14 protein-coding genes and 1 pseudogene are annotated in these 13,127 nt (G+C 31.9%); 13 read left to right on the top strand and 2 right to left on the bottom strand.

Annotated elements, in window-relative coordinates:
* Positions 1-72 precede the first annotated feature (72 nt).
* From ACUN28_RS16600 to ACUN28_RS16585, 4 genes and pseudogenes are all read left to right on the top strand, one after another.
* The gene (locus ACUN28_RS16600; protein ID WP_016087719.1) at positions 73-489 is read left to right on the top strand and encodes a DUF3995 domain-containing protein; all 417 of its coding nucleotides are present in this window, start codon (positions 73-75) and stop codon (positions 487-489) included.
* Positions 490-777: 288 nt separating this feature from the next.
* A pseudogene (locus tag ACUN28_RS16595) lies at positions 778-1,122 on the top strand (hypothetical protein).
* Between the two features lie 357 nt (positions 1,123-1,479).
* Positions 1,480-1,683 carry an EndoU domain-containing protein gene (locus ACUN28_RS16590; RefSeq protein WP_016087716.1) on the top strand — a complete coding sequence of 68 codons (204 nt, stop codon included), beginning with the start codon at positions 1,480-1,482 and terminating at the stop codon, positions 1,681-1,683.
* A 720-nt stretch (positions 1,684-2,403) separates the two neighbouring features.
* The gene (locus ACUN28_RS16585) at positions 2,404-2,607 is read left to right on the top strand and encodes a hypothetical protein (RefSeq protein ID WP_016087715.1); all 204 of its coding nucleotides are present in this window, start codon (positions 2,404-2,406) and stop codon (positions 2,605-2,607) included.
* 265 nt (positions 2,608-2,872) lie between these two features.
* Here ACUN28_RS16585 and ACUN28_RS16580 read toward each other — a convergent pair whose 3' ends face one another.
* Positions 2,873-3,085, bottom strand: a complete 213-nt coding sequence (locus ACUN28_RS16580; RefSeq protein WP_016087714.1) for a hypothetical protein — start codon at positions 3,083-3,085, stop codon at positions 2,873-2,875.
* A 296-nt stretch (positions 3,086-3,381) separates the two neighbouring features.
* Between ACUN28_RS16580 and ACUN28_RS16575 the strand changes: the two genes are divergently transcribed.
* From ACUN28_RS16575 to ACUN28_RS16550, 6 genes are all read left to right on the top strand, one after another.
* Complete coding sequence (locus tag ACUN28_RS16575) at positions 3,382-4,383, top strand: DUF1835 domain-containing protein (protein WP_016087713.1); 1,002 nt, start codon at positions 3,382-3,384, stop codon at positions 4,381-4,383.
* Between the two features lie 595 nt (positions 4,384-4,978).
* Positions 4,979-5,383, top strand: coding sequence for a hypothetical protein (locus ACUN28_RS16570; RefSeq protein WP_016087711.1), 405 nt, complete (start codon positions 4,979-4,981; stop codon positions 5,381-5,383).
* A 159-nt stretch (positions 5,384-5,542) separates the two neighbouring features.
* On the top strand, positions 5,543-6,778 hold the full coding sequence (locus ACUN28_RS16565) for a cytochrome P450 family protein (protein WP_016087710.1): 1,236 nt from the start codon (positions 5,543-5,545) through the stop codon (positions 6,776-6,778).
* 267 nt (positions 6,779-7,045) lie between these two features.
* Positions 7,046-8,329 carry an MFS transporter gene (locus ACUN28_RS16560; RefSeq protein WP_016087709.1) on the top strand — a complete coding sequence of 428 codons (1,284 nt, stop codon included), beginning with the start codon at positions 7,046-7,048 and terminating at the stop codon, positions 8,327-8,329.
* Complete coding sequence (locus ACUN28_RS16555; RefSeq protein ID WP_016087708.1) at positions 8,319-8,951, top strand: Vat family streptogramin A O-acetyltransferase; 633 nt, start codon at positions 8,319-8,321, stop codon at positions 8,949-8,951. The genes ACUN28_RS16560 and ACUN28_RS16555 overlap by 11 nt, the downstream gene beginning before the upstream one ends.
* A gap of 70 nt (positions 8,952-9,021) precedes the next feature.
* Entirely contained in the window at positions 9,022-9,177 is a 156-nt protein-coding gene (locus tag ACUN28_RS16550) for a DUF1540 domain-containing protein (RefSeq protein ID WP_000046094.1), read from the top strand.
* A gap of 102 nt (positions 9,178-9,279) precedes the next feature.
* Here ACUN28_RS16550 and ACUN28_RS16545 read toward each other — a convergent pair whose 3' ends face one another.
* On the bottom strand, positions 9,280-9,777 hold the full coding sequence (locus ACUN28_RS16545) for a helix-turn-helix transcriptional regulator (protein ID WP_016087707.1): 498 nt from the start codon (positions 9,775-9,777) through the stop codon (positions 9,280-9,282).
* Positions 9,778-9,917: 140 nt separating this feature from the next.
* Between ACUN28_RS16545 and ACUN28_RS16540 the strand changes: the two genes are divergently transcribed.
* From ACUN28_RS16540 to ACUN28_RS16530, 3 genes are all read left to right on the top strand, one after another.
* Positions 9,918-11,132, top strand: a complete 1,215-nt coding sequence (locus tag ACUN28_RS16540; RefSeq protein WP_016087706.1) for a cytochrome P450 — start codon at positions 9,918-9,920, stop codon at positions 11,130-11,132.
* Positions 11,133-11,244: 112 nt separating this feature from the next.
* On the top strand, positions 11,245-11,823 hold the full coding sequence (locus ACUN28_RS16535; RefSeq protein WP_016087705.1) for a cysteine dioxygenase family protein: 579 nt from the start codon (positions 11,245-11,247) through the stop codon (positions 11,821-11,823).
* 177 nt (positions 11,824-12,000) lie between these two features.
* Positions 12,001-12,852 carry a Cof-type HAD-IIB family hydrolase gene (locus tag ACUN28_RS16530; protein WP_016087704.1) on the top strand — a complete coding sequence of 284 codons (852 nt, stop codon included), beginning with the start codon at positions 12,001-12,003 and terminating at the stop codon, positions 12,850-12,852.
* Positions 12,853-13,127: the final 275 nt, after the last annotated feature.

The following is a 13,127-nucleotide window of genomic DNA, read 5'->3' as shown; positions in this document are numbered from 1 at the left end:
TACATATTGCTAATGAGGAATTCATAGCATACTCTAAAGTTGAGGACTTAAATAAAATAATGGGAGGACAAAATGCTGATAATTACATATATTTCTGCTTGTATATTATTCTTAGTTAGCTTTTTACATGTTTACTGGGCTTTCGGAGGTAAGTGGGCGACAAATAGTGTCATTCCAACAAAATCAGGAGAAAAGGCGTTTACACCAGGTGTAGGAATGACATTGTTCATTGCGTTGTTATTAAGTATGGCAGCAATGATTTTATTACAACAAGCAGATGTTGTTTATTTTGCAGTTCCAAATATTATTATTCAAATAGGATCCTGGGTTTGTATGGTTGTTTTTTTCATAAGAGTAATTGGTGAGTTTCGTTATTTTGGTATTTTTAAAAGCGAAAAAGATACGCATTTTGCTAGAATGGACACTGTTTTATATATACCGCTTTGTGCATTTCTATCTTTATCATTCTTATTGGCAATTATAATGTAAGCATATAAAGAAATGGATATCAAATAAAAGGTTTCTGTGCAATCAAAAACCGTTTGTTTTGTGTGATTACATTTTATTACAAAAATATAACCAACAATATTTTAATACTTAATTACGAAGTAAAGAGAACGGTTAATAAAATAAATTGAAGTTATTTTTATTAATAATTGCGCTTTCTATAGAGATGTATATCAGTCGATGGGAAGATGTGGTATATGGCAGTTTAAAAACAAATTCAGCAATGGATGTCTTGACAGGAATATATCATAGTATGGGAGGGAAATAATGATGAAAGAAGAAAAAATACAAGGTAATATAAAGTGGATTGCGTACAATAATTTAAGATTTAGAATAGAGAAGGTTAATGATGAATCATCCGTAATTTGAGTTTCTGATAATTTTGTGAATTTATATTTTACCTTAGTAATGAATGACTTTTTAAGTAAATGTGAGGATGAGTTGAATATAAATATCGAAATTGATTTTACTTGGAATAATCATAGAGGTTTGATTATAAAGAATCATGATATAAATCTAATTTTAGGAGAAATAATTAATTTTATTAGCGAATGGGAGTTAGAAGGAAATCCAAATGCTGATAATTTTTCTACGGAAGAGTGGTATTTAGCATAAGCTTACAGGGTATGCTAGCTTTCCATCATTCTTAGGAATTTAAAAAATATGGAGGGTAATTTAAATTTAATGTATGTTTAGGGTATATTGAATGCGAATTGAACCTAAAGAGTTAGACAAATATTTTAAGCAACTAGTGAGGAATGAATTCTGTATTGTAAAGAATTCATTCCTTTTAAGTCTATTTTAATTTACTTGTAATTATAGTTGTTAATATTTGAAGAGGCAATCACCCTAAGTCATAAAGAGACGAAAGCCTATACTCAAAGTAAGATTTCAAAGCTTGAGGAAGAAATTGGTTGAGTTAAAGGGGCTAAGGATGGTACTCAGGGTACGGAAAAATATAAAACTGATACAATGAAACACATTTATCATGAGGAAATTAATAAACGTGGGAAAGCAGTTGGGTATCATCATGAGAATGTGATGGGTGGAAAGATTATTCCAGGGACTGAGAGTGTACCTGATAAAAATGGGGTTTATAGGGCCAAAATTGAAATTGATGGGGTATTAAAAGGTCCAAAATCCACATTCTTTCCAAGGGAGTGGACACCTCAATAAGTAATAGATGAAGTGAATGAGGCTTTTCATAACAAAGTAAATAAAAAAACAATAGATATCTTGGAAAAACAAGTGATGGAATGACAATAGAGATGATTTTGAGGAATAATAAGGTAATCTCAGCTTTAGGAGACCTTTTGAGATAAGAAGAACGATACGTTGGTCATGACTATTGTGTTGTGTAACCCAAAAAGGAAAGTACCAAAAAATGCTTATTTTGTATGAGTATAAATATCGGCTATTTAGGAGTCCTAATAGAATGTTTAGAATTAGACGGAAATGACGTGTGAAATGTAAATAAAAAAGGACAAGTAGTCGAATTTACTGTCCTTTAAAGGAGAAAAGTCTTTTGATTAAGAACTACGAATAAACAGAAAAACTGCTTGTACTTAGTTTTACCTTAAATATACATATCTATACAAAAAAGGGATAAGTAAAAAATACTTATCCCAGGAAGGGAAATCCAAAACACCAAAATGGTTTGCATTGGTATGCAGGTTCAAAAGTAGTATATGTAAAATGAAAAATCTCATACAAAAAAGACAAGACAGAGTGTTGTTTACTAGAGAATCTTTAAAAAAAGAATAAGAGGTGTATATTAGCTGTTTTTCTCAAAATCATTTTAAACGTATTGAGGAAAGTGATAAACCATACCTTAATAAAAAAGGATGTAAGCGCATTCTTATCGAATTATAGATAATTAAGAGAGGCGGTGACACTATGAAGTATGTAAAAGTCAGTATGAATGGTGGAAGTGAGCACAAATTCTCAATGACTTTAGAACGATTTGAAGAACTTATTACTACAGAGAAAGGGTTATTAGAGAATAAATTAGTTTGTATTGAAAATGTAATGATTAATCCCACTAATATATCTTCTGTAGTTGAAAAAATTGGTGTACCGGCTAAGTTTATGGAAGCTTAAAAGTGTGTACATAAAAAACATCCATGGGGATGTTTTTTTATTTATAATTGTACAATGAAAATTTGAGTAGGATTTTTAGTGATACTTCATATGTGCACAATAAAATAAGTACAAGCATATATTAAATAGTAGGACAAGATCTTCGTGTCCGAATCAATACTCAGAAAAAACCTCTAATCACAATAGGGCATCCAATAGCAGGGTGCTCTTATTTTTTATGAAAAATGTAGCTCTACAACGGTTTCGTTTCAATTATAGTTTTTTTTTAACCTTTGATTCTAAATTTATCTTTTACGTTAATAAATATTAAGAATAAAATGACAGCAATAATTAAATTAGACAAATAGAAATTTTGGTGAAACAGTAGTTCAAAGATAACATCAAATGTGTATAATAAAGCGACGGCAGGTAATATACAAATAAATATAAATCTCCAATTTTTTAAATGATGTTTATAATTAGTAAGTATTTTCTCCATTAATATTGCTCCTGTATTTTTTATTTTCTATATAATTATACATTTAAATAAAAAGATTTACAAAGTATTTAAAATTTATTTAGCAACTATTGTGATTTCGTATGATTGATAACGGGGAAGCAAAAAATATTTTAGGTCTATAGCTTGAGGAAAAGATAGAGAAAGATTTTATTAAAAACTTAGATAGCTGCATTAATCTGTGTAAGAAATGATTTGACTAAAAAAACTTTTAAAGAGTGATACTTAAATGGTACACTATTATCTACGTTATTTTTGAAATGAATAGAGGGATTTGTGTGATAGATAAAATCAAAAATGTGGTAGAGGATATGTACGAAGATGAAGCGAAACATTTACTTCAAAGTATTCTGATTCAGTTAAATTTATTAGAAGAAAGTTATAGTGAAGATTCAATTAAAAATTTGATGGATATTCCTAAGCAACTAACGAGTAATACATCTTATAAAAGGAATGTAAAAGAAAGCTCACACATACATATTGCGTTTGATGATTCAACAGCTGGATGTTTAAAATATATGCTAAGTCAAGAAGAACGATTGGAAGAGATGGTTGTCGCTTTTTCTGAATTCTTTTCAATCGGACCGATAAATAAGATACATATGAATGAGGGGCAACTAGCAAGACAGAAATGGTTAGTAAACAACTTAACTGCATATGATAGTTATTTTGAAGAGGAGTATTTACCAAGGTTTATAGAAACTTTGGAAGAACTACACACTATTCCTATTGAAACACCTATTACAATTTGGAAAGCCAATAACGCACATGAACATGTAGGCCTATGTTTTGTAATGGCGCAATTAAAAGATAAGAAAAATATTTGCATTATTAATACATCTGAAGCAAGTAAAGAAATATTAAAACAAGAATATGATATTCGTGGAACAGGGGAATTATCACCTGAAAGTTTAGCTCTACTTCAAAACAGTTTTGCAGAATTATCGTATGTAACGGAAGAAAAGCGGATGAAGCTTGAACATGAGTGGGATAGATTATCGAATAGCATAGAATGTTTAAGAGTATGGAAAGAAAATGAAGTGCATTCTGTACAAGAAGATTATTTTGATCAATTTATTATTGAATGTGCGAAAAGTGTAGGTGCTGATCGAGAATTCTTAAAAGCTCCTAGAGTGATTGGTGAAGCACTTGGGCTTGTAGAGCAGTTAGTTGGCGATACATTTTTAGAATATCGCTTAAAGGAATTAATTAAACAAGAAGTTTTTGAATTTGTAGGTTCACTAGACGAAATGCGCTTTTATAGTGTGAAGTTGAAATAGCAATTAAACAAAAAATCCCTTCTAATTCTCTTAAAGAGTTAGAAGGGATTTTTTGGTGAAATAAAACAGAAGTTTTTCCTTTATGGAAGTTTCATATAATATATAGAGTTTACTAATAAATAAGAGGAATAGTTCATTGAACAATCAGTTCTGTTCATGTCAATCAGACGATGCTCCAAAGTTACTACCTCCATCTAACCCTCCCAGTATACCTTCTACATTTGCTACGCCTATATCAACAGCCCAAATGAGATCATGGACGTGTAATTGTCTAGGAAGATGGGGATATTTAAGGTTATATATACCTGGTACCTTTGGGAGAGATTTATGGTTTTTTTCAATAGAAGTTCGAAGATTTGATGTATCAGGATATACTTGGCAAGATGGTCATCGTTTTAAAGTAACTTACCAATATAAACAAATTAGTAATTACATGTGCTTTGCTTAGTGCAAATAGGAGAGATTTATTATGGATCTCTTCTATTTGTAATTTGCAACATTTTTTATGAATTTAGGCTATACATAAGCTTCCTATAGGGGGCATATCGCATATGAATGTTAAAGGTACTGAATGAAAAGAAGGTGATTTGTTAATATGTATAACCAACAAAATTATCCATATGATCAAGGAATGTATTATAATCCACAAAACTACGGGTATGAATCTACAAATGAAGTGAGAGATATGGAACAAGAAGATTATAGACCAGATGATGCGGAAGATGCTCCAACGTCACCACCGCCGTCCCAAGCGCCATCGTTACCATCCACATTTGCTTCTCCAGCACAAGCAGGGAATATGAAATCATGGATGTGTAACTGTCTAGGAAGATGGGGATATTTACGTTTACATCGTCCTGGTCCTTTCGGAAGGGACTTATGGTTCTTCCCGACTGAAGTGAGAAGAAACGGGGTATCAGGATATACTTGGCAAGGTGGTCGTCGTCGTAAAGTAAGTTACCGCTATCAACAAATTAGTAATTTTATGTGCTTTGCATAAAGAAGAGTGAGAGAGTGGAAGTATTTTACTCTCTCACTTTTTTATTTTTCAATATATGAAGTAAGATTTTGATTAAAAATTTACAATTTTCACGTTTTTATTAGAGTATAATGCATATGTTGGGTGGTTTTCAAAAACAAATGAGAGTGAGGGAATACAATGTCAATGAAAAATAAAGTTGGCCGAAGAATAGAAGATGGCATTAATTTAGCTTCAGTTCAGTTTAAAGAAGATGCATATGAAATTTATAAAGAATCGCGAAAGATGCAACCTATCTTATTTGTGAATAAAACTGAATTAGGGGCAGAATGGCTTATTACAAGATATGAAGATGCTCTGCCACTTTTAAAAGATAATCGTTTAAAAAAGGATCTGGCAAATGTGTTTCCTCAAGATACAAAAAACATGTATCTTTCCGTTGACAATAGTGATCATTTAACAACGCACATGTTAAATTCAGATCCACCTAATCACAGTCGTTTACGATCTTTAGTTCAAAAAGCTTTTACACCGAAGATGATTACACAATTAGACGGAAGAATTCAGAGAATAGCGGATGATTTAATAAATGAAATAGAGCGAAAAGGTACATTAAATCTTGTTGATGATTATTCGTTCCCTTTACCAATCATTGTAATAAGTGAAATGCTCGGCATTCCAAAAGAAGATCAAGCGAAATTTAGAATTTGGTCTCATGCTGTCATTGCATCGCCAGAAACACCTGAAGAAATTAAAGAAACCGAAAAACAACTATCTGAGTTTATTACATATCTTCAATATATAGTTGATATAAAACGAAAAGATCCAAAAGAAGATTTGGTTAGTGCGCTAATACTTGCTGAAAATGATGGGCATAAACTTAGTGCTCCAGAGCTATATTCAATGATAATGCTGTTAATCGTAGCAGGACATGAGACAACAGTGAATTTAATTACAAATACGGTATTAGCATTTCTTGAAAATCCAAATCAATTACAGTTATTAAAGGATAATCCAAAATTAATTGATTCAGCTATTGAGGAAGGATTGCGTTATTATTCTCCAGTTGAGATTACAACTGGAAGATGGGCGGCTGAACCGTTCCAAATTCACGAACAAACAATCGAAAAAGGAGATATGGTTGTCATTGCCTTAGCTTCTGCAAACCGTGATGAAACAGTATTTGAAAACCCGGAAGTATTCGATATTACACGCGAGAATAATCGTCATATTGCCTTTGGTCATGGTAGCCACTTTTGCTTAGGCGCTCCACTTGCTAGGTTGGAAGCAAAGATTGCTATTACTACTTTGTTTAATCGAATGCCTGAACTACAAATAAAAGGGAATCGTGAAGAAATTAACTGGCAAGGTAATTATTTAATGCGTTCTTTAGAGGAATTACCATTAACATTCTAGAATATTTATTTTTAGACATGCATACATAGAAAATGATTTACATAGAGTATGTATGTGTTGTTTAAATTCGAAACGGAAGGGTGAAAACATCCCAATGATCAACTAATTCTATTTGTAAGAGATCTTCGTTAAAAAACGAAATATTCTTCTGAATAGGATTAGTCTGTACATTTATAGAAAAGGGATGTATTTCGCTCTGCGAATATATAGTCTTTTTATATGATTTGTGCTGCCTCCTGTTCAGAACATGAAATAGGAGGCTTTTTTATGTCGACAAATGTAGTAATGAAACAAAACAATGGGGTATCACAAGTGTTAAAAAATCGGTTTGTGCAAGGAATTCTTGCATCAGCATTATTTTTACAAATAGGAATATGGATCCGAAACTTTGCAGTATTACTATATGTAATGGAAATGACGAAAGGTGATGCTTTTGCTATTTCGATGATTTCGGTTGCTGAATTCGCTCCCATTTTTATTTTCTCATTTATTGGTGGAACCTTTGCTGATAGGTGGAAGCCAAAAAAGACAATGATATGGTGTGAGACTTTAAGTTCTATTTCAGTATTTGCTGTATTAATTACTCTTATGTTTGGTACGTGGAAAATTGTGTTTTTTGTCACGCTTATTTCTGCAATCCTTTCGCAGTTTTCTCAACCATCTGGAATGAAATTATTTAAACAACATTTATCAACGGAACAAATCCAATTAGCGATGTCTATATATCAAACAATATTTGCGATTTTTATGGTGTTAGGACCGATTCTTGGAACATTTATTTTTCATAGTTTTGGAATTTATATTTCAATCATCATAACAGGTATCGCTTTTTTACTTGCGGCAGCTGTGTTGTTATTTCTTCCTAAAGATCTTGAGAATGATAATGAGAAGAAAGAAATCACTCTATTACAGGAAATGCTGGACGGTATTAAATACGTAAAAAAGAAAAAAGCATTAACTTTGCTAGGGCTTTGTTTTATGGCAGCAGGACTAGGTATAGGATTAATTCAGCCATTAGGTATATTTATTGTGACTGAGCAGTTAGGGCTGTCAAAAGAGAGTTTACAATGGTTACTAACAGTCAATGGTGCGGGAATGATTGTTGGCGGCGCTTTAGCGATGGTATTTGCGAAAAATGTTGCTCCACAAAAGATGTTAATTGTAGGGATGCTCGGTCAGGCGATAGGCATTGGTATTATAGGCTACTCCACAAATTTATGGGTGACACTTACAGCACAACTTTTTAGCGGTTTAGCTCTTCCTTGTATCCAAATTGGTATTAATACGCTCATTATTCAAAATAGCGATACTGATTTTATTGGTCGTGTAAATGGTATTTTAAGTCCACTATTCACAGGTTCAATGGTAGTAACGATGAGTATTGCTGGCTCATTAAAGGAGAAGTTTTCATTAGGCACGATGTACGAGGGAACGGCATTGTTATTTCTTATTGGATTATTGTTTATTTTACCCATATACAACCTAAAGCCAACGATAGCAGTAGAAAGTGAAATGAATAGTAAAGGAAGTGCTGTACAACATGAATCCTAATCCAAATATTAAATACCCTATTGAAGGAAATCAAAACGTTCAATTTATAAAAAATACAATAACGAAATCTAATATACTTGTTGGTGACTATTCTTATTATGATGCGAAAGATGGAGAAACATTAGAAGATCGAGTATTACATCATTATGAATTTCTTGATGATCGCCTTACCATTGGAAAGTTTTGTTGTATTGCAAATGGAGTTACCTTTATTATGAACGGAGCAAATCATCGGATGGATGGATTTTCGGCATATCCATTTAATATATTTGGAAATGGGTGGGAGAAGTATACACCTAGTTTGTCTGATTTACCATATAAAGGTGATACAGTTATAGGAAATGATGTTTGGATTGGTATGGATACAACGATTATGCCAGGAATAAGAATAGGGGATGGTGCAATTATTGCAGCTAAATCTGTTGTGACTAGAGACGTCGCACCATATACAATTGTTGGCGGAAACCCTGCAAATAAAATAAAGGAACGATTTACAAATACAATAATAGAAGAATTATTGCAAATTCAATGGTGGCATTTTGAAATTGAAAAAATAACTGAAAATATAGATGCTATTGTACAAGGAGATATTGAACCATTAAGAAAGCTAAAAAGGGAATAAAAAATGCATGACAAAGAGTATCATACCTCCGAATTTTGTTAATGATAATAGAACAAGGAGGTGTGATACTATGGCACAAGACGTTTTATGTGAAGTAAACAACTGTAAATTTTGGGCTAACGGTAATAAATGTAGTGCAGATGCAATTTATGTAGTAAGTAATAAAGGGAAACAGGCATCAACTACGGAAGAAACAGATTGCAAAACTTTTGATCCAGAATTATAAAATTTTGAAGGGTAGCCAAATCGTGGTTGCCCTTTTATTAATTATAGTATTGATAATAAATCTCATTTTCATTCATTGTTTTTAATTTTTTCTTGTTATTTTTCATATTTTCTTCATAAGTGAAGTAATCCAGAGCAATTCATGCTCAATACGTGATTTACTAAATTCAATGACTTCTGTAATGAAAGATGAGCTAACATCTAAAGTGTGAATAGCAGTAAGTTGTTTATGTAGTACGTCTTGGCGTATTGTTAAAATTTCTTTTCTAGCATCGTAATCAAGTTTTTCAAATAGCGCGATACGTACAAGGAATTCAGCGTTATTTGTCGCAAGTTTTTCGGGAAACTCTCTTAACATTTCAGAAAAAATTTCTTCTCCTGTTTCAGTTATGTCGTACATATTTCGGTTTGGCTTTCCGACTTGTTTGTGTATTTTTTTCGTTATAGCACCCATATTTTCGAACCGTCGAAGAGCGGGATACAGTGTGTTATGATTTAATTCGAAATTCTCACCTAACCGATTTTGAACATTTTTCTTTATTTCATATCCATGTTTTGGTCCAGTCATTAATTCTGCTAGTAATAAAATGTCAACGTACATAAAAATCCCCCTTATATATTTCTCAAGTTCTCCAATGAAAAATCTCTTTTTGTATATGTTAAAATAACATATGTTAGATTATACAACTTTGAACTACCGACCTATCACTTTTATTGTAAAAGAAAAGGGAGGAAAGAACTATGGCTTCGCCTGAAAATGTAATTTTAGTTCATGAAATTTCAAAGCTGAAAACAAAAGAAGAATTGTGGAATCCGTATGAGTGGTATCAATTTATGAGGGATAACCATCCGGTTCATTATGATGTGGAACAGGATGTATGGAATGTTTTTTTATACGATGATGTAAATCGAGTTTTATCGGATTATCGCTTATTTTCAAGTAGAAGGGAACGAAGACAATTCGCAATCCCACCATTAGAAACTAGAATAAATATCAACTCTACTGATCCACCAGAACATCGTAATGTACGTTCTATTGTTTCTAAAGCATTTACTCCCAGAAGTTTAGAACAATGGAAGCCTCGAATACAGTCTATCGCAAATGAACTTGTAGAACATATCGGAAAATATAGTGAGGTTAATATTGTTGAAGAGTTTGCTGCACTTTTACCTGTTACCGTCATATCCGATTTGTTAGGAGTGCCAACAACTGGCCGTAAAAAAATTAAAGAATGGTCTGATATTTTATTTATGCCGTATAGTAAAGAAAAGTTTAATGATCTGGATGCAGAAAAGGGGATAGCACTAAATGAATTTAAAGCATATCTTCTACCAATCGTTCAGGAAAAGAGATACCATTTAACCGATGATATTATTTCAGATTTAATACGAGCTGAATATGAAGGTGAAAGATTAACTGATGAAGAAATTGTAACTTTTTCTTTAGGTTTATTAGCGGCAGGTAATGAAACAACTACTAATTTAATTATTAATAGCTTTTATTGCTTTTTAGTGGACTCACCTGGAACATATAAAGAATTAAGAGAAGAACCTAAATTAATTTCAAAAGCAATTGAGGAAGTATTACGCTATCGCTTTCCCGTTACATTAGCTAGGAGGATTACAGAGGACACAAATATATTTGGACCTTTTATGAAAAAGGATCAAATGATTGTTGCATGGGTAAGTGCAGCAAATTTAGATGAGAAAAAGTTTTCAAAAGCCTCTAAATTTAACTTACACCGAATAGGAAATGAAAAGCATCTAACATTTGGTAAAGGCCCTCACTTTTGCTTAGGGGCACCACTTGCACGTTTAGAAGCTGAGATTGCATTAAGAACTTTCATAAATGCTTTTGAAAAAATAGAGTTGCCTTCATCTTTCAATTTAGAAAAATGTATATTGGAAAATGAACAAACTTTGAAATTCTTACCTATTTGCTTAAAAACTCAATAAACAGTGCAGCAAGGTACAAATTTACTGTACCTTGCTTTTTATTTCTCAATTGTAAAATTTTAGTATGTTATTTAGTATGGAGGTGTGTGAAAAAGAATAGAGGAGGACGCTTATGTTAACGTGTAATGGAAGTAAAACGTTTCAAACATTTATTAAAGCTGTAACGGATTTAATTGATAGTAATTTATTAGAAGATCAAATTGTTTGTAAGATTGAAAAATTACTTGAAGAACTTTTAGAAAAGAAAACATGGCTTCCGTTAGAAAAACAGAAGGCGAATTCGGCTCAATATGCACGACACTTGCTATATGAAGATCCTTTAAATCGTTTTGAAGTATTAGCTCTTGTATGGAAAGATGGACAATCTACACCTTTACATGATCATGATGGTACATGGGGAGTAGAAGGAGTTTTTACAGGAAAGATAATGGTACAGAACTTTATACAAACTAAGCAGCTTGAAAATTCACTTGTTTATTTAACACATAAAGGAAATCTTTATTTGGGAGAAGGAGAAACAGATAAAGTCATTCCACCAGCTGATTGTCATATTCTTGAAATAGCTAAAAATGAAAGCGTTATCACCATTCATATTTACGGAAAACGTTTAGAAAAGTTTAAAATATATGTCCCAACTGAAGAAAAGAATGTGTACATGTGTGAGACAAAATATATTAGTTATAGTTCATAGTTTAAAATCAAAAGCTTTTCTTTTTAAAGAAAAGCTTTTGATTTTATTTTTAATTATTTCTTGACCTGAAACGCTTTTCATAAATTATAAATAAGGAGTACTTTACGAGGGTAGTATGAAAACGATACCTTTCGTTTAAGATGAACTCGTGTATATATAGAAAGTGGTGAAGAAATAATGAAATTAATCGCAATTGATTTAGATGGAACTCTTCTTTCGGGGAATAAAATGATTAGTAAAGAAAATGCAGAAGCAATTCGAAAATGTCAGGAAGCGGGCCATGTTGTAGCAATTTGTACAGGACGTTCTATCATCGATATTGAACGATTATTGTTAGAAGTAAATTTAGAGTGTCCAATTATTGCCGAAAATGGTGCGCTTATATATAAAGATAAAAAAATGATGAAGAGATATCCAATTCAAAATGTGCAAGCACTTGAGATTGTGAACTATCTTGAAGAAAATGGCTTATATTATCAGCTTTATACTGATAAAGGTGTGTACGTACCGGAATATGGAGTAGAGAGTGTACGCAATGAAATCGAGTACGTGAAGAATTCAAATGAAAATTTCGACTTGAAAGAGTTAGAAACGATCGCAGCTTTATATCTTGAGCATACAGCGTTTCATAGTGCGGAAAGTTGCAAACCGATTGTAGAAACAGATATACATGTGCATAAGCTGTTACCATTTTCTTATGATATAGAAAAATTAAAAAGGTTAAAAGAAACGTTTCTGCATAATACTGATTTAGCCATTACATCTTCCTATTGGCATAATTTAGAGATTAATCATCGAGATGCCCAAAAAGGAAATGGATTATATACTTTAGCAGAACACCTGAATATTTCAGTTGAAAATACTGTAGCGATAGGTGATGGTCTAAATGATGTTTCCATGATGGAAAAAGCAAATATATCAATTGCAATGGGGAACGCAGTTGAAGAAATAAAAGCGATGTGTCAATACGAAACCTTATCAAATGAAGAACACGGTGTTGCACATGCTTTATATAAATATGTAATGTAAATATAAAAAGAAAAAAGAATCCAAATGGATTCTTTTTTCTTTTTATTAGGGGTAAGGTATTCTATGAGAATCATAGAAGCCTTATTACATTTTATTATATAGAATATATTGGAATAAATGTTTATATTTTTCATGATAATTGTGAAAATTTTGTGAACTTTACATTTTTTGTATTTGTATACTATTAAAATCGATGTGTATGAATCTGATATCAAAATCAGGTGTATGTATGAGTGCGCGATTTGGGTTCTCTTCAAATCAGAATTAGTGTGTGA

It is taken from the genome of Bacillus sp. WC2507 (assembly GCF_052656125.1).
Note: the sequence above shows the minus strand (reverse complement) of the source record. Positions and strands in the feature narration are given on the sequence as shown.